We start from the raw sequence: 17,335 nt of genomic DNA on the forward strand, positions 1-17,335 counted from the left end.
CGCACTACTCCTTCATCGTGCTCGACATCTTGTCTTCGATGCTCTTCTGCAGCTCGGGCAAGTGCTCCTGCATCCGGCGCTGGCCCAAGGCCATGCCGGCGGCCATCAGCTGGCTTTGCTTGCCGGTGAATTTCTGCCCGATGGGGGAGGCGTAGAACTTGCGCAGCTCCTTCAGCTCCTTTTCGCTGAACTCGCGGGCGTAAAGGTCAACCATGTCGTCCTTGAGCGCGGCCCAGCTCATGTACTTGTGCAGGAAGCCGCGCATTTCGGGCTCCACGGCCTTCAGCTCGGGCCGCTGAATCAGCTGGGCCGTCACCATCTGGTCGAGGGCGTTGGTGGCGGTTTGCTCCATCTGCATGGCCACGAGCAATTCCTCGGCGGCTTTGCGCTGGCTGGCGGGTACGGGGGCGGCGCCGGGAGTCGCGGCGGCCGTGGTCTGGGCCGAGGCGGCCGGCGCGGCCAGCAGCAGGCCCGCGGCAAGAGCGAGTAAGTATTTCATAGCAAGTCGGTACGGGATTTTCCGCCCGGCGGCCACGCCCGCAAGCAACCATTTGCCCCCGCCGGCTATCTGTAGTAGGGAAGGCGGCAGCGGCGGGGTACTCATGACCAGGCCGCTGCCGTCGTATTTATCCGCCCGTCGCTTTGCTGACTACCACATACTTATGCTATTTACAAACGCCGCCATCCGCCCCATCTTTGCATCGTTGGCTGGCGCTACCAGCCGCCCCGCTTCGCCCCCGACTACGCCCCTGCCCGCTATGAAACCAACGATACTCACCTGGCTGCGCCGCCCCGTGCTGCCGACCGCGCTGGCCGCCGTACTGCTGCTGCCCGGCTGCGGCAGCGGGCTGTTCCCCGAGCCCGAAAGTTCGGAAATACCCGAATACCAGATCAGTCAGGCCGAGCAGGCCTGGGCTACGCCCTACCGCCTCGGCGAGGAGTGGCGCTTCCGCGACGCGGCCGGCTACGAGCGGCGCTACCAGGTGAAGGGCTTGGCCGATCAGCAGCTCTCGGGCATGGCGGCCGGCTCGCAGCGCGTGGCCTATTACCGGCAGGGCCTGAGCGCCCGCCTGGAGCGCGTCGACTCGGGCTACGTGGCCCTGGACCGGCGCGGGCAGTACCTGGCATCGTTCAGCCTAAAAGCCGCCGTGCCCAAGGCCGCCGAGCCGCTGACGGCCGAGCTGACCTGGGGCCCCGCGCAACTGCGGCTGCCCGCCGCGGCCGCGGCCCAGGAGTTGCCCGCCGACGTGCGCCTGCTGCCCACGGCCAGCCTCGGCAGCCGCGTTTATCAGAATATCTGGGAGTACACCAGCCTGCTCACCTCGGCCAGCCGCCCGGCGGCCGGGCAGCTCCGGCAGCTGTACTACTCGAAGGAAAACGGCGTCGTCCGCTTCGTGGAAGCCGACGGCACCGTGTGGGACCGACAGTGACCCCTGCGGCCCCACAAATTGGTGAGTGAAAATGGTGAAGCAGGCGGCGTCCTTTGGGCCCGCCCGCTTTGCGTTTAGGGGGTAGGGGTGGCAGTTCAAGCAACTTGCCGTAAATTGTGGTGGCCAGTAGCTTCGCGTTTTTGATTTCCACCCCATGACTCCGCACTGCCGCTTTTCAAGCTTACTGTTGCTGCTGGGGCTGCTTGCCGCCTGCGAATCACCGAAACCAGCCAACACGGCCGTTCCGCTTCAACTGGTGGCCAAATACCGGGTGCTGGACGAACGCCTGAGCCCTCAGCATACCAAGTGCGCCCAGAAAGTCAAAAGCTTCCTGGCCGCCGACGCGCACGACTGCTCCTTCACGGTGCGGGGGGCTGGAATTCGATATTGAGCGGAAGTACGAACTGGATGGGAAAGGCGGCCTGCGGGCCATGTGGGTGTATTTGCCGGAAGGACCGGATGTGTTTTCCATTGAGGAACTGCGCCGGGACACCACCAGTATGCGCTACAACGGCCTGAACAACTTCCACGTCGGCGTGCTCGACGACGCCCGCGCCGTGGTCGACGGCCCCGACACGCTGCTGATTGAACGGCGCTTTCCGCGGGAAAAGCTGTTGCTGGCCAAGCAGACCGCCAGTCTGGCCGCCGACGGGCGGCGGCTGATTTACCAGTATCGGTAGGCGCCCGCCTCGGCAGGATGCGGCTGGTGCGGCGTGGGCAAAATCCGTAGCTTACCCCAAACGCTCCAGCTTCCCACTTTTTCCTGCCGAATCATCATGCTAGGACTGATGATGCAGACGCCGCTGCGCATTGCGGCCCTGCTCGAACACGCCGCCAAGTGGCACGCCGATACCGAAATCGTGTCGCGCAACACCGAGGGCGGGCTGCACCGCTACACCTACCACGCCGCGCACCTGCGCGCCAAGCAGCTGGCCAAGGCCCTGCTGGCGCTGGGCATCCGGCCGGGCGACCGGGTGGGCACGCTGGCCTGGAACAACCACCGCCACTTCGAGCTGTACTACGCCGTGTCGGGCCTGGGAGCGGTGTGCCACACCATCAACCCGCGCCTGTTCGCCGAGCAGCTCATCTACATCATCAACGACGCCCAGGACCGCCTGCTGTTCTTCGACGCGACCTTCCTGCCCCTGGTCGAGAAGCTGGCCCCGCACTGCCCCTCGGTGGAGTATTGGGTGCTGCTGACCGACCGAATGCACATGCCAGCCACGCACAACCTGCCCGGCGAGCTGCTGTGCTACGACGAGCTGCTGGACCGCGAAGCGGCCGATTTTGAGTGGCCGGTGTTCGATGAAAACACGGCCTCCTCGCTGTGCTACACCTCCGGCACCACCGACCAGCCCAAGGGCGTGCTGTACTCGCACCGCTCCACCTTGCTGCACAGCTACGCCGCTTCCCTGCCCGATTGCTTTAATTGCTCCGCTCGCGACGTGGTGCTGCCCGTGGTGCCCATGTTCCACGTCAACGCCTGGGGCATTCCGTACATGACCCCGCTCAACGGCTGCAAGCTGGTGCTGCCCGGCCCCGGCCTCGACGCGGCCAGCCTGTTCGAGCTGTTTGAAAGCGAAGGCGTCACGTTTTCGGCCGGCGTGCCCACCATTTGGTTCGGGCTCTTGCAGTTCATGCGTGAAGGGAAGCGGCAGTTCAGCACCCTGCGCCGCATGATCGTGGGCGGGGCGGCCTGCCCGCCGGCTTTGCTGCGGGCGTTTGATGAGGAGCTGGGCGTGGAAATCCGCCACGCCTGGGGCATGACGGAAACCTCCCCGCTGGGCACCGTCAGCACGCTCAAGACCAAGAACCTCGCGCTGCCGGCCGAAGAGCAGCAGCAGCTCAAGAACAAGCAGGGCCGCGTCATTTTCGGCGTCGACATGAAAATCGTGGACGACGCGGGCCGGGAGCTGCCCCACGACGGCGTGGCCTTCGGCGACTTGCTGGTGCGCGGCCCCTTCATCGTGGGCGACTATTACCACGCCACCCCGCCCGGCCAACTCACCGCCGACGGCTGGTTCCGCACCGGCGACGTAGCCACTATCGACGCGGACGGCTTCATGCAGCTCACCGACCGCTCCAAGGACGTCATCAAGTCGGGCGGGGAGTGGATTTCGAGCATCGCGCTGGAAAACCTGGCCGTGGCCCATCCCGCCGTAGCCGAAGCTGCCGTCATCGGCCTGCCCCACCCGAAGTGGAGCGAACGGCCGCTGCTGGTGGTGGTGCGCAAGCCCGGCCAGGACGTTTCAGCCGAGGAATTGCTGCGCTTCTACGAGGGCAAAGTGGCACCGTGGTGGGTACCCAGCGCGGTAGAATTTGTGGAGCAACTGCCGCACACGGCCACCGGCAAGCTGCTCAAAACCCAGCTCCGCAAGGATTTCGCGGGGTACGAATTCTAATCACGGATTCGTGCGGATTGATTCGGATTTCGCGGATTTTGTGGACGGCTGCGGTAGCACCCTGCAGTCATTGCGAGCGAAGCGCGGCAATCGTTCCTCTCGCGGCACAACGCGACAAACAGCACCGCCCGGACCTAGCATCTACAGGTTCGGGCAGTACCGTGTTCGGTCAGTAGGTATTGATTCGGCAGTGCTGCTGGAGGAATGATTGCCGCGCTTCGCTCGCAATGACTACCGGGTGCGGCCGTCCACAAAATCCGTGAAATCCGCCTCAATCCGTCGAATCCGTGGTCAGATTTTGATGAAGATGCGGCGGCGGTACAGCTCCCAGGCCAGCAGGCCCCAGACGGCGGTATAATCGAGGGCGTAGAAGAGGGCGGCGTGCTGGGGATTGGCGAAATGGGGCAACACCTGGGTCTGGAACAGCCAGTTGCGTACCGTGTCGGTGCCCCCGCCGGGCATGGCCACATCGTAGGAGCTGAGCAGCTTGTCGACCAGCTCGGAAAGGAAGTAGATGGTAATGGCGTTGGTGCCGAACACCAGCAACGGGGTAAGGCCGCGGCGCCACTGCTGCACGTCGAGCAGCCAGTACAGGGTGGCCAGCAGGGCGCCGGCAATGCCGCCCGAGTAGAGCACGAAGGAGCTGGTCCAGAGTTGCTTGTTGATGGGAAACCAGCCGTTCCAGACGATGCCCAGCACGAGGCAGAGCAGGCTGGCGGCGAACAGCCAAGCTACCCGGGTGGCAGCGTCGAGGTCCGTCCGACGCAACCAGCGGCCGGCAAACACGCCCAGCAGCCCGGTGCAGATGGACGGGAACGTGCTCAGAATGCCCTCCGGCTCGAAGGAGTAAAACTCGTCGTAGAGGTGGCGCTGGGTGAGCACGAGGCGGTCGAGCCAGGTGCCGAGGTTGCTGAGGCGCTCCAGGTTGGCAGGCCCCACGCCGGGCACCGGCACCAGCTGCAGCACCAGGTTGTAGCCAATCAGGATGAGGGCGAAAAGGCCCAGCTGGGTACGCCAGCGCGTTTTCAGGAAGAGCAGCGAGCAGGCCAGAAACACCAGGCCGATGCGCTGCAGCACGCCCATGATGCGAAAGGACGTGAAGTAGAACTTCGGCGTCAGGTCGATGAGCATGCCCAGGGCAATCAGGATGAGGGTGCGGCGCAGCACCGTGAGCAGCACCCGCCGCTGTTGGGCCGGGTCGTGGCGGGCCCGGTCGAGGGCAAAGGCGAGGGACACGCCCACGATGAAGAGGAAGAAGGGAAACACCAGGTCGGCCGGGCGGCAGCCGTGCCATTCGATGTGGCTCAGCGGGACGTAATAGGGAAAGGCGCCGGGGAAATTCACCAGCAGCATCACGATGACCGTCAGGCCACGGAAGGCGTCGAGGGAAACCAGGCGACCGGGGCCGGAAGCTTCGGCCACGGGCGTGGTGTGGGTGGTGGCGCGGGCGGCCTCGTCAAGAGCTTGCATAAGTGGCAATGGCAATACGGCCCAGCAGGGAGCCACCGGCAAAAATATCGGTAGGGGCAACTATACGGCGCACGGCACGCAGCAGGGAACATCGTCCCCCAAATCCGTGCAATCCGAAAAATCCGTCGAAACGAAGTTCGGTGTAGCCAATCCGTGGTCAGACCTTGATGATGATGCGGCGGCTGTACATCCACCACAAAATGCCCAGCCAGATCAGCACCAGGACCAGGGCCCCGGCCAGGGAAGCATTGCGCGGATCGGCAAACACGGGCACGAACAGGGTCTGGTACAGCCACTCTTTCAGGCCGGTGTCGGCGGCTTTGCCCGTGGGGTCGGGCATGCGGATGAGGTTGAGCGTGCGCGGAATCAGGCCCGAGAGGAAAAACACGGTAATGGCGTTGACGCCGTAGACGAGGAAGGGCTTGATCCAGCCGCGCCAGCCCTGCACGTCGCAAATCCAGTAGAGCAGGGCCAGCCCGCTCACGGCCATGCCACCGGTGTAGAGCACGTAGGAGCTGGTCCAGAGGCTTTTGTTGACGGGAAACCAGCTGTTCCAGATCAGGCCCAGCACGATGAGCAGGGTGCCGTCGATGAACAGCCACACCACTTTCTCGGCCGGCTGCACGTCGCGGCGCCGCAGCCATTGCGCCGTGACGACGCCCAGCAGCCCGGTGCCCACGGCGGGCAGGGTGCTCAGCAGGCCTTCGGGGTCCCAGGTTTTGCTGACTTTCCAGAGGTGGGCTGAGGTGAGCAGAGTGCGGTCGAGCCAGGCGCCGAGGTCGTGGCCGGGCAGCAGCTCGGCGCTGGCGTAACCGGGCGCGGGCACCAGCTGCAGCAGCACGTTGTAGCCGATGAGCAGGCCGGCCAGCGCCCAGAGCTGGGTGCGGCGCGAGGTGGTCAGAAACAAGGCCGAGCAGGCGAAAAACACCAGCCCGATGCGCTGCAGCACGCCCAGAACGCGCACCGTCGCGAAGTCGAACTTCGGGTAGAGCGAGAGAATGAGGCCCAGCCCAAATAGCAGCGCCGCCCGCCGCGCCACCCGCAGCAGCGTGGGGCCCAGCGGCTCCTGGCGCTGTTTCACCCCATCCAGCGCGTAGACCAACGACACGCCCACGATGAAGAGGAAAAAGGGGAAAATCAGGTCGGTCGGGGTGCAGCCGTTCCAGGGCGCGTGCTCCAGCGGCTCGTAGATATGGCCCCAGTCGCCGGGGTTGTTCACCAGAATCATGGCCATGACGGTGAGGCCGCGGAACACGTCGAGCGAGACGAGGCGGCCCGGCTGCGAGGCTTCGGCCAGCGGCTGGGTGTGGGTGGTGGCTTCGGCGGCCTGGGTGGTGGATTGCATGGGCGGGAGCGGGAAAGGGACGGGGCCGCTTCGGGCCGCGGCACCGCGACGCCGGGGCGGCCGGTAACGGTGCTTTGCGGAAGCAGCGGCCTAAAAATAGTGGTGCCACGACCGAAAAGCCGTGGCACCATTGCGCCGGCCGACAGCTGCGCTTAAGTAAGCAGGCGCGTGTGGTTCTGGTGGCGCTTGGTCGGGCGGCTCGCGCCAGCTTAATCGGGCTGGTATACGGCCGCGCGAACCGCGCTAAATGGCCGGGTCGGCGGGCGTGGAGGAGTTGTTTTCCCGTTCGCCCCGCGGGTAGGGCAGGAAGTTGCGGTTGCGCTCGGCACCGGTGATACCAGGGCCAGGGCGGCCAAAGCGGCGGCTGTCTTCGAGGCGGAAGCCCTGGAAGGCCAGTTCCACTTGCCGCTGCCGGTAGATGTCGAGCAGGATGGCGTCCTGGGTTTGCGCGCCGGCGTAAGCTGCCAGGCCCGCGCCGGGAGGCGCGGTGGGCAGGTTGCTGGAGTTGACGGTAGCGGCAGCGTTGCTGGTGCGCACGCGGTTCAGCTCGGTCACGGCGTTGGGCAGGTCGTTCTTGCGGGCGTAGGCTTCGGCCCGAATCAGCAGCATCTCGCCGGGCACGTACAGCGGCACGGGCGCCGCGGAAGCCGAGTAGAAGCCCAGGCCGCGGTTTTGGGTGCTGGTAGGCGTCAGGCGCACGTAGAAGGGAATGCGCCGGTCGCCGGCCTCGGGCGCCAGCGCCGCGGGCAGGCCCAGGTTGGCGTCGGTCGGCTCGATGACGTTGCGGTTGCCGTAGGCCCACTCAAACACGGCGTTGCGCGTCACCTCGTCGAAGTTGAGCACCGAGCGGCGCGTCAGGTCTACGCGGCCGGCGGCGGCCAGGGCCTTGTCGTAGTCGCCGGCAAGCAGGCTGTAGCGGGCAATGAGCGCCCGCACCGTGTTAAGCAAATCCACGCCGGGCACGATCTTGCCGTTGAAGTCGGCCGAGGGCGGGTTGGCCAGCAGCGCGGCTTCGGCGGTTTCCAGCTGACTGACGGCCGATTGCAGCAGCTGCAGGCGGGGCACAAACGGCGCGTTGATCTGCGTGGTGAGCGGGGCCTGCTCGAAGAACTGGGCCAGGTTGCCCAAGGCCAGGGCCCGGAACACCGAGGCAAAGCCGATAATGCCGCTGCGCGTGGCGGCGTCGGGGGCGTTGTTGGCGTTTTGCAGCACCAGGTCGGCGTTGGCCCGAATCAGCTGCGCCTGGTTCCAGAGGTTGCGCACCACGGCGTTGGAGTTGGTCACGTTGCCGGCGCCCTGGCTCACGTTGAACTCGTCGATGTTGCCCACGTTGAGCACGAGTTGCTCGCGGGTGGTCAGGCCGCCGGCCGCCACCGTGTTGTAGAGCAGGCTCAGCGCGCCGCCGGTGCTGTAGCGCGCCGCCAGCGAGTTGCACACGGCAATGAGGCCGTCGGAAGAAGTCAGCACCTGCGCTTCGGTTGCGGCGCTGGGGTTGGTGAATTCTTTGTCGCAGCTGCCCAGCGTGAGCGCGGCAGCGGCGAGCAGCAGAAATATCTTTTTCATGGGAATACCGGATGAAGGGTGGCCGCGGCCTTAGAAATTAGCCGACAAACGCAGCTGGTAAGTGCGCGGAATGGGCACGTTGCCGAAATCGATGCCGCGCAGCAGGTCGGAGGCCCCGCCGGCGCTGGTTTCGGGGTCGAAGCCCTTGTAGTCGTCCCAGGAGTAGAGGTTGCGCCCCACCAAGGACACGTTCACGTCCTGCACGTGCTTGCTAAACGAAGGCAGGGTGTAGGTCAGGGCCGTTTCGCGCAGCTTCACGAACGAGCCGTTGTCGATGCGGAATTCCTGGGTGTTGTACACGGCGAAGATGTAGCCGCGGGGCAGCTCGCCGCGCAGCTCCTGCTCGGCCACTTCGCCCAGGCCCACGCCCTGCCGGGTGCGGTAGTCGGCGTTGAACACGTCCACGCCCTGCACCGCGTCCAGCAGCACCCGCAAACTCAGCTTCTTGTAGGAAAAACTGGTCGACAAGGAGCCGGTCCAGTCGGGGTTGGGGTCCCCGATGAGCAGGTTGGCCACCGGGCTGTTGGGGTTGGGCTGGCCGTCGGCCCCGGAGCGGTCGGGCGTGAAGGCCAGCGAGCCGGTGCCCTGGGTGCCCACGGTGCGCTCGTCCTGCGGGAAGCCGCCCACCCCGTTCACGACGGGCGTGAGCAGCAGGGAGCCGTCGGGGTTGCGGGCGTAGCCCGAGCCGTAGAACACGCTGGCCGGCTGCCCGTTGAGCAGGTAGGAGGGCGCCCCGGCCACGTTGAGAATTTCGATGGCCGAGGAGCCAACCAGGTTCACCACCTTGTTACGGTTGCGGCTGTAAATGGCGGTGATGCTCCACGTGAAGTTGTTGTTGCGCACCGGCACGGTGGTCAGCTGCAGCTCCAGGCCGCGGTTCTGCATGCTGCCGATGTTCTCGAAGATGTCCGAACCCCCGCGCGAGGTAGCAATCAGCCGGCGCAGCACCAGGTCGGTGATGCGCTGGCGGTAGGCGGTGGCGCTCAGCGTAATCCGGTCGTCGAAGAAGCCCAGATCCACCCCGCCTTCCAGCTCCTTCATGCGCTCGGGGCGCACGTCGCGGTTGGGCAGCGTGGTGCTGGGCGAGAAGGTGGCGCGCCCCTGGTACGGTATCGGGTTCAGCAGGCCAAACCGGTCGTAGGGCCCGATGCCGGTCAGGTTGCCCGAGGCGCCGTAGCTGGCCCGCAGCTTCAGGCTGTTAAAGGTTTTGGCGAAGGCCGCGTTCTGCCAGGTGCTCAGGTCCGACAACACCAAGGAGCCGCTGACCTTGGGATAGTACTGGTTGGTTTGCGAGGGGGCAAACAGGGACGACCGGTCGCGGCGGATGGCCGCCGTCACGAAGAGCAGGTTCTGGAAGCCCACGTTGCCCTGCAAATACACGCCGCTCAGGTTGTACTGGCTTAGCTCGTAGCGGGACCCGATCGAGGTTTGCGCGCCCGAAATGGTGGAAATAAATGGTGACAACTGCTGCCCCTGGGTGCGCGATATTTCCGACCGTTGGTACTGGTAGCTATAACCCGCCAGCAGCGTCACCTTCAGCGCCTCCGTAAGCTGCCGGTTGTAACCCAGGTTGAGGTCGGAGTTGAGCTGCAGGAAGTTGTTGTTGGCGTCGGCCGCGAAGCCCTGCGGGTAGCGGGCCAGCGGCAGGCCGGCCACGGCCTGGTAGGGGTAGGGGCGGATGTAGTTTTGCCCGGCCTGGCCGTAGGTGTCGGCCCCGAACACGTAGTCGATGGAGAAGTTCTTCAGCGGCGTCAGGTTTACCTGCACGTCGCTGATGGCGCGGTTGATGCGCTGGGTGAACTTCATGTCCTCGATGGTCGAGAGCGGGTTGACGCGGGTGGGCTCCACGGCCAGCAGGTCGCCGTTGGCGTCGCGGCGCCGGATGTCGTAGATGTTGTTGGTGATGTTGACCGAGTTGATCGGGCTGTAGAACACGTTGCCGTTGGCCTTTTCGTTGGCCCCGGAGTTGCTGTACGCCACCCCGGCCGAAATCTTCGCCCAGTCGCTCAGGCGGTGGTCGACGCGGGCGCGCAGGTTGTAGCGGGTGAAGTCGGTGCCCTTGATGATGCCCTGGTTCTTGAAGTAGCCCAGCGACACCAGCCCCTGCGTGCGCTCCGAGCCGCCCGATATCGACACGCCGTTGTCGGTGCCGTAGCCGCGCCGGAAAATCTCGTCGAAGTAGTTGTAGCGCGTCACCGGCACCTGGTTGGAGGCCAGCTGCGTGGTGCTACCCGCCCGCACGATGCCGATGGTGGTAGTGCCGGGATTGGCGGCCACCTGCGCCGGCGTCAATCCGCCGATGGTATAGAGTCGCAAAGACTCAAAGCCGAACTGGCTGCCGTAGGTGTTCACCGGCACCGACTTGCGCAGCTCGTTGATGGAGAAGCTGGTGTAGGCCGATACGCGCGTCTGCCCGGATTTGCCGCGCTTGGTAGTGATGAGCACCACCCCGTTGGAAGCCCGCGAGCCGTACTGCGCCGCCGCCGCCGCGCCCGGAATCACGTTGATGCTCTCGATGTCGTTGGGGTTGATGTCGGCCAGGCGGTTCTGGCCCGGGTTGGCCGAGCCGATGTCGTTGGCCGCCGCCAGCTGCGACACGTTGGTGCTGTTGTTGCTCACGATGACCCCGTCGATGACGTAGAGCGGGTCCGACGGGCCCGACAGCGACTTAATGCCGCGCAGGCGCACCGATACCGAACCGGCCGGGTCGCCGGAGTTTTGCACCACCTGCGCCCCGGGCAGCTTGCCCTGCAGCGAGTTGAGCGTGCCGCCAGTGCCGCTCAGTTCCAGCTCCCGCCCCGAGACGGTGTTGATGGTGTTGCCCAGCTCGCGCCGGGTGGCCGTGATGGTGGAGCCGACCACCACCACGTCGTTCAGCGTCTGGCGCGACTCGCTCAGCGTCACGTTGGTGCTTACCGCGGTAGCGCTGCCCAGCGTCACGCTGCGGCTCTGGCCCTGGTAGCCCACGGTCGAAAACCGCAGGGTGTAGGTGCCCGGCGCCACCTGGGCCGTGAACGAGTAGTTGCCCTCGGCGTCGGTGCTGGCGCCCTGCGAGGTGCCGCCGATAACGACCGTCGTGCCGGGCAGCCCTTGCCCGCGCTCGTCCACGACGCGCCCCTGTAGGGTGTAGGCCTGCTGGGTGCTGACCTGGGCCACGGCAGGCCGAATCGGTAGCGCGCAGGGCAATAAACAACCCCAAAGCAACCAGTGCTTTGGCAGCGAGTAGGTGTGCTGCATGGTAGATAGGGAATGGAAGGTGGGAAATCGGGGAACGTTAGGTTAATATGCAATTTTTTCGTCTATGAAAATGCAATCAGCCGCCTTGGTCCTTTCCAGGGTGCTACTACACAGCAGCGGCCCCGACGCATGAGCGTTTGCTTCCGCCCGAAAAAGGCCCGTAGGCCGCGGAAAAGCACGTAAGGCCACGCCAAAATGGAATTTGGCATGTTCCACCCGACAAACTCGCCAAAAACATTTCGCGGCCGCCAACGAGGTGTTGACGGCCGCGAAACAGTGGCGGCAAGCTCAGGAATTGCCTGGTCAGGTCAGAAAACTAGAGCGTCCTGCTGAGCCCCGCGAAGCATCTCTACCGAGCAACGAAGCGGTAGAGATGCTTCGCGGGGCTCAGCAGGACGCTCATTCAAGGCCTAGTACTGCCAGCGCACGAAGGCCTCGATGCCCTCGTATTCGGGCAGGCCCAGTTGGTCGTAAATCTTGGCCGTGGTGCGGTTGCGCTCCTCGGCCCGCTGCCAGAACTCGCGCTGGTCGGCCCCGGGAAACAGCGGCCGGTCCTTCTGCGACTGGTGCTTGAAAATGGCCCGGCGCTTGCGTGTCAGCTCCTGGGGCGAGAGGGGCACGGCCATTTCGATCTGGTCGATGTCCCACTCCTGCCAGGCGCCGCGGTACAGCCACACCCAGCAGTCCTGCAGCCAGTCGGTGCCCTGGGCCTTCAGGCGCTGCACGGCCTGCATGATGGCCGCCAAACACACCCGGTGCGTGCCGTGCGGGTCCGACAGGTCGCCGGCGGCGTAGATCTGCTGGGGCCGGATGCGGTTCAGCAGGTCGATGGTAATCTGGATGTCTTCCTCGCCCAGGGGCTTCTTGCGCACCCGGCCGGTTTCGTAGAAGGGCAGGTCGAGGAAGTGGGCGCGGGTTTCGGGGTCGAGGCCAGCCAGGCGCAGGGCGCTTTTGGCCTCGCCGCGCCGGATCAATCCCTTGATCTGCTGCACCTCCGCCGAATCGACCTGCCCGGGGGCCTTGTTGGTCAGAAACTCCGACACGCGCTGGTACATCTGCTCGGCGGGCTGCTCGCCCGGCAGGCGCAGGGCCTGGTCGTAGTCGGCCACAAAATCGGCGAAGCGGATGGCCTCGTCGTCGAACACGGCAATGTTGCCGGAGGTCTGGTAGGCCACGTGCACCTCGTGGCCCTGGTCGACAAGGCGCAGCAGGGTGCCGCCCATCGAAATGACGTCGTCGTCGGGGTGGGGCGAGAAGAGGAGCACGCGCTTGGGAAAGGGCGCGGCGCGCTCGGGGCGGTAGGTGTCGTCGGCGTTGGGCTTGCCGCCGGGCCAGCCGGTGATGGTGTGCTGCAGCTCGTTGAACACGCGAATGTTCAGCCCGTAGGCCTGCGACTCGGAGGTGGCCAGCAGGTCGGAGAGGCCGTTTTCGTTGTAGTCCGCGTCGGTGAGCTTGAGAATGGGCTTGGGCAGGGTGCGGGCCAGCCAGGTCACGGCCTTGCGCACGGTGGCCGCGTCCTGCCAGTTGCTGGGCAACCCGGCCAGCCAGGGCGTTTTGCGGCGCGTCAGCTCGGCGGCGGCGGCCTCATCGAGCACCACCTGCACGGCGGGGTGGCGCTGCAGGTAAGTGGCGGGCACCGAGTCGGTCGGCTCGCCCTCCACCGTGCGCTTCACCACGGCGGCCTTGCCCTCGCCCCAGGCCATCATGATGATCTGGCGGGCGTCGAGAATGGTGCCCACGCCCATCGTGAGGGCCCGGCGCGGCACGTTTTCCTCGCCGTAGAAGTCGGAGGCCGCGTCGGTGCGGGTGATGTGGTCGAGGGTGATGAGGCGGGTGCGCGACTGGGCGCCGGAGCCGGGCTCGTTGAAGCCGATGTGGCCGGTGCGCCCGATGCCGAGCAGCTGCAGATCGATGCCGCCGGCCTGCTCGATCTGCTCCTCGTAGCGGCGGCAGTACTCGTTCACGTCCTCGGGCCGCACGGTGCCGTCCGGGATGTGCACATTCTGGGCCGGGATGTCGATGTGGTCGAAGAGGTACTCGTGCATGAAGCGCACGTAGCTCTGCAGCGAATCGGGCTGCATGGGAAAGTACTCGTCGAGGTTGAAGGTGACGACGTTGGCAAAGCTCAAGCCTTCCTGCTGGTGCAGGCGCACCAGCTCCTCGTACACGCGGGTGGGCGTGGAGCCGGTGGCCAGCCCGAGCACGGCGGGGCGGCCCGCGGCGGCCCGGTCGCGGATGAGGTCGGCAATCTGCCGGGCCACGGCCACGGAGGCCAGCTCGGAATCGGGGTAAACCTGGACGGGGACGCGCTCGGCGCTGGCGACGGGGTGCATAGGCGGGGCGGGGTTTTAAGAACGTGGGAGGGAGGCGCCAAGGTAATGGCTTTTGCCAGCGGCTGTCAACTTGCACCCTGCAAAGTTTGCCCCCGGCCCGGACCTTGACTTGTGCGGGTGCTGCGGTTAACTTTAATCCCGCTTTACAGCCAAAAGATGCTATTTTTAGCACCATCTGGGGCAATTTAGACGGCAACAGCAGCTTCTTTCACCGCTGATTTCTCCTATATGTCAGTCTTTTGCCTCTTGGTCTGCACTTTGTTCCCTCCCAGCCTGAATTTGCATCCGCGCGCCGCTATATAGCGGCGCGCGTTCTGTTTTGGCCCTTTTTCTCCCACACTTTTCCCTATTTCAATGACAAAACTTCTATGGACCTTAGCCCTGCCCGGCCTCGCGCTGGCGCAGCCGGCCCTGGCCCAGCAAACGCGCACCGTCACCGGCACGGTGACGGCCGCCGCCGACCGCTCGCCCCTGCCCGGGGTGAACGTGGTGGTGAAAGGTGGCACCACCGGCGCGCAAACCGGCTCCGACGGCCGCTTTTCGCTGCAGGTGCCCGAGGGTGCGACGCTGGTCTTCAGCTTTATCGGCTACACCTCGGTGGAGCGGGCCGTGGGCAGCAGCAGCAGCCTCGACGTGGCGCTGGCGGCCGATACCAAGAGCATCGACGAAGTGGTGGTAACGGCCTTCGGCATCAAGCAGGAGCGCCGCGAGCTGAACTACGCCGTGCAGCAGGTGTCGGCTAAAGACATCATCGACTCGCGCCAGACCAACATCGTCAATGCCCTGCAGGGCAAAGTCGCCGGCGTGCAGATCAACAGCTCGGGCGGGGCCCCGGGCGAGGGCGCCAGCATCGTCATCCGCGGCGGCAACTCGCTCGACGGCGACAACCAGCCGCTGTTCGTCATCGACGGCATCATCATGGACAACTCGTCCTTCGTGGAGTCGACGGCCCCGGGCGGCGGTTCGCAGTTCAACGGCCTGCTGGGCCGCTCGGCGGCCTCTACCAACCGCGCCGCCGACATCAACCCCGAGGACATTGCCACCATTTCGGTGCTGAAAGGCCCGGCCGCCGCGGCCCTCTACGGCCTGCGCGCCGCCAACGGGGCCGTGGTCATCACTACCAAGAAAGGCACCGCCGGGCGCACCAGCATCAACTACCGCACGCAGTTTTCGGTGGACGAGGTGAACCGCCTGCCCAAGCTGCAGCGCGAGTTTCAGCAGGGCACCGACGGCGTGTACGACAACACCACGCGCATGTCGTGGGGGCCGCGCTTCGCGGCCGATCAGCCCGTCTACGACAACCTGGGCAACTTCTTCCGGAAGGGCAAGTCCTGGCAAAACTACCTGACCATGCAGGGCGGGTCCGACAAGGCGTCGTTCTTCGTGTCGGCGGCACACCAGCGCAGCACCGGCGTGGTGCCCGAAAGCAAGTACGACAAGAGCTCGGTGCGCATCTCGGGCAACATGCAGCTCTCGCCCAAGTTCACGGCCACCGGCTCGGCCAACTACATCAACTCGGGCAGCACCGTGCCGATTCAGGGCCCGGGCCTGCTCACCACCTCGGGCGGCAGCTCGGGCGGTTTCCTGCTCAGCCTGCTGAACTGGCCCCTCAACGACGACGCCACGGTGTACCTGAACCCGGACGGCTCGCGCCGCCGCCTGCTGGCCGCCTTCAACGGCTCGGGCTCCGACGCGGACGCGGACAACCCGTACTGGGCCGCCAAGTTCAACCCGCAGACCAGCCGCACCAACCGCATCATCGGCAACGCGCAGCTGAGCTACGACCCGACGAAGTGGGCCACCATCAGCTACAACCTCGGCAACGACTTCTACACCCAGCGCGACCGGTCGGTGCGCGCCGTGGGCACCTCGCAGCGCGACAACCAGAACGGAGCCGTGTCGGAAACCACGACGTCGGTGCGGGTGCTGACCTCCAACTTCCTGGCCACGCTGCGCCACAACTTCGGCGAAAACCTGAGCGGCTCGCTGGTGCTCGGCAACACGGTGGAGCAGAACAAGGCCGAGGCCCTGGACGTGCTCGGTACCACGTTCTTGACGCCCAACTTCGTGAGCATCAACAACACGGCTACCCGCAACGCCCTGCAGCGCTACACCACGCGCCGCCTGGTGGGCAACTTCGCCCGCCTGAACGTGATGGTGCTCGACCAGGTGAGCCTGGAGTTGCAGGGACGCTACGACATGTCGTCGACGCTGCCGCGGCCGGATAAGAACAAGAACTTCGGCAAGGGCTTCGGCTACGGCTCGGCCGCCGCGGGCTGGGAGTTTACCCGGGTCCTCGGGCTCGGCCAGAACCCGGTGCTGAGCTACGGCAAGCTGCGCGCCTCGGTGGCCGAGGTGGGCAAGGACACCGGCCCCTACCGCGTGGACTCGCCCCTGGCTACGGCCACCTACATCGGCGGGGGCTACCGCAACGGCTTCTTTGGATCGAACCGCCTGCTCAAGCCCGAGCGCACCCGCTCCACCGAGTTCGGCGTGGACCTGCAGTTCTTCCAGAACCGCCTGGGCGTCGACGCGGCCTACTACATCTCGCGCACCCGCGACCAGCTGATTGCCCCGCGCGTCAGCCAGGCCTCCAACTTTATCCTGCAGTACATCAACGGCGGCACGGTGGAGAACAAGGGCATCGAAGTGGCCCTGACCGGTTCGCCGATCAAGAATGCCGGCGGCTTCAGCTGGGATATCCTGGCCAACTTCTTCCACAACCGCAGCCGCACCGTGGAACTGCCTTCGGTGCTGACGGTGGTGTACCAGTCCGACGCGTTTGTGATTGATTACGCCGAGGGCGGGGCCTTCCCGGGCCGCTCGCTGCAGTCCATCGGGGCCAGCACCTGGCAGCGCAACGCCGACGGCAAGCTCATCATCAACCCGAACACGGGCTACCCCATTCCAAACGCGCTGTTTACCTACGCCGGTGACCGGGCCCCGAAATTCACCACCCAGATTACCAATACGCTCAGCTACAAAGGGCTGTCCTTCAACTTTATGTGGGACTTCCGCAAGGGCGGTAAGGTGGTCAATGGCAACGACTGGTTCGCCACGCGCAGCGGCCTGGCCGCTCGCACCTCCGACCGGGGCGCCCTGGTGGTGTTCGACGGGGTGCTGGCCGACCTGAACCCTAACGGCTCCATCAAAACCAACGCCGACGGCAGCATCGTGGCCACCGAAACGACCAACTCGCGGCAGGTGGAGAAAAGCCAGAACTACTACCGCAACATCCTGGGCGTGGTAGGCGAAGCCTTCATCGAGGACGGCTCCTGGGCGCGCCTGCGCTACGCGACCCTCACGTACAGCGTGCCGTCGGCCTGGCTGCAGGGCACCTTTGTGAAGGGCGTGGAGCTGGGCGTGACCGGCCGCAACCTGCTGCTGTTCACCAACTATTCCGGCGTCGACCCGGAAACGGCGTCGGCCGGAGCCGGCGTGCGCGGCGGCGGTTCGGGCGGCTTCGACTACGGCAGCGTGCCCGCTACCCGCGGGGTGGACATGAGCCTGCGGGTGAATTTTTAATTGATGAGCGGCTGATGGCTGAGTAGCCGG

The 17,335-nt window shown here is 65.6% G+C and carries 11 protein-coding genes; 5 read left to right on the plus strand and 6 right to left on the minus strand.

From position 1 onward, the window contains the following. Positions 1-4 precede the first annotated feature (4 nt). Positions 5-499, minus strand: a complete 495-nt coding sequence (locus tag FDY95_RS18990) for a DUF2059 domain-containing protein (protein ID WP_138080103.1) — start codon at positions 497-499, stop codon at positions 5-7. A gap of 259 nt (positions 500-758) precedes the next feature. On the opposite strand from FDY95_RS18990, the gene FDY95_RS18995 reads away from it, so the two are divergent. The 4 genes from FDY95_RS18995 (at position 759) to FDY95_RS19010 (ending at position 3,832) form a co-directional block, all read left to right on the plus strand. After that, on the plus strand, positions 759-1,430 hold the full coding sequence (locus FDY95_RS18995) for a hypothetical protein (RefSeq protein ID WP_138080104.1): 672 nt from the start codon (positions 759-761) through the stop codon (positions 1,428-1,430). Between the two features lie 154 nt (positions 1,431-1,584). Next, a complete protein-coding gene (locus FDY95_RS19000; RefSeq protein WP_138080105.1) occupies positions 1,585-1,821 on the plus strand; it encodes a hypothetical protein in 237 nt (78 codons plus the stop codon). Between the two features lie 70 nt (positions 1,822-1,891). Then, a complete protein-coding gene (locus FDY95_RS19005; protein WP_138080106.1) occupies positions 1,892-2,110 on the plus strand; it encodes a hypothetical protein in 219 nt (72 codons plus the stop codon). Between the two features lie 96 nt (positions 2,111-2,206). After that, entirely contained in the window at positions 2,207-3,832 is a 1,626-nt protein-coding gene (locus FDY95_RS19010) for a 3-(methylthio)propionyl-CoA ligase (protein ID WP_212744925.1), read from the plus strand. A gap of 291 nt (positions 3,833-4,123) precedes the next feature. Here the strand turns inward: FDY95_RS19010 and FDY95_RS19015 are convergent, their stop codons facing one another. The 5 genes from FDY95_RS19015 to nagB all read right to left on the minus strand — a co-directional run bounded on the left by FDY95_RS19015 (position 4,124) and on the right by nagB (position 13,780). Then, positions 4,124-5,302, minus strand: coding sequence for an acyltransferase family protein (locus tag FDY95_RS19015; protein WP_138080107.1), 1,179 nt, complete (start codon positions 5,300-5,302; stop codon positions 4,124-4,126). 157 nt (positions 5,303-5,459) lie between these two features. Beyond that, complete coding sequence (locus FDY95_RS19020; protein ID WP_138080108.1) at positions 5,460-6,647, minus strand: acyltransferase family protein; 1,188 nt, start codon at positions 6,645-6,647, stop codon at positions 5,460-5,462. A gap of 243 nt (positions 6,648-6,890) precedes the next feature. Next, entirely contained in the window at positions 6,891-8,210 is a 1,320-nt protein-coding gene (locus FDY95_RS19025) for a RagB/SusD family nutrient uptake outer membrane protein (RefSeq protein ID WP_138080109.1), read from the minus strand. A gap of 30 nt (positions 8,211-8,240) precedes the next feature. Continuing rightward, positions 8,241-11,447, minus strand: a complete 3,207-nt coding sequence (locus FDY95_RS19030; RefSeq protein WP_138080110.1) for a SusC/RagA family TonB-linked outer membrane protein — start codon at positions 11,445-11,447, stop codon at positions 8,241-8,243. Positions 11,448-11,857: 410 nt separating this feature from the next. Beyond that, positions 11,858-13,780 carry a glucosamine-6-phosphate deaminase gene (gene nagB, locus FDY95_RS19035; RefSeq protein ID WP_138080111.1) on the minus strand — a complete coding sequence of 641 codons (1,923 nt, stop codon included), beginning with the start codon at positions 13,778-13,780 and terminating at the stop codon, positions 11,858-11,860. Positions 13,781-14,134: 354 nt separating this feature from the next. On the opposite strand from nagB, the gene FDY95_RS19040 reads away from it, so the two are divergent. Further along, on the plus strand, positions 14,135-17,305 hold the full coding sequence (locus FDY95_RS19040; RefSeq protein WP_138080112.1) for a SusC/RagA family TonB-linked outer membrane protein: 3,171 nt from the start codon (positions 14,135-14,137) through the stop codon (positions 17,303-17,305). Positions 17,306-17,335: the final 30 nt, after the last annotated feature.

The sequence above is a fragment of the Hymenobacter jeollabukensis genome, assembly GCF_005771675.1.
Lineage (GTDB): Bacteria > Bacteroidota > Bacteroidia > Cytophagales > Hymenobacteraceae > Solirubrum > Solirubrum jeollabukense.

Excerpts from the sequence above, each read along its gene's own strand:
- FDY95_RS18990 (WP_138080103.1), bottom strand. The coding sequence starts at position 499 with ATGAAATACTTACTCGCTCTTGCCGCGGGCCTGCTGCTGGCCGCGCCG.
- FDY95_RS18995 (WP_138080104.1), top strand. The coding sequence starts at position 759 with ATGAAACCAACGATACTCACCTGGCTGCGCCGCCCCGTGCTGCCGACC.
- FDY95_RS19000 (WP_138080105.1), top strand. The coding sequence starts at position 1,585 with ATGACTCCGCACTGCCGCTTTTCAAGCTTACTGTTGCTGCTGGGGCTG.
- FDY95_RS19010 (WP_212744925.1), top strand. The coding sequence starts at position 2,207 with ATGCTAGGACTGATGATGCAGACGCCGCTGCGCATTGCGGCCCTGCTC.
- FDY95_RS19015 (WP_138080107.1), bottom strand. The coding sequence starts at position 5,302 with ATGCAAGCTCTTGACGAGGCCGCCCGCGCCACCACCCACACCACGCCC.
- FDY95_RS19020 (WP_138080108.1), bottom strand. The coding sequence starts at position 6,647 with ATGCAATCCACCACCCAGGCCGCCGAAGCCACCACCCACACCCAGCCG.
- FDY95_RS19025 (WP_138080109.1), bottom strand. The coding sequence starts at position 8,210 with ATGAAAAAGATATTTCTGCTGCTCGCCGCTGCCGCGCTCACGCTGGGC.
- FDY95_RS19030 (WP_138080110.1), bottom strand. The coding sequence starts at position 11,447 with ATGCAGCACACCTACTCGCTGCCAAAGCACTGGTTGCTTTGGGGTTGT.
- nagB (WP_138080111.1), bottom strand. The coding sequence starts at position 13,780 with ATGCACCCCGTCGCCAGCGCCGAGCGCGTCCCCGTCCAGGTTTACCCC.
- FDY95_RS19040 (WP_138080112.1), top strand. The coding sequence starts at position 14,135 with ATGACAAAACTTCTATGGACCTTAGCCCTGCCCGGCCTCGCGCTGGCG.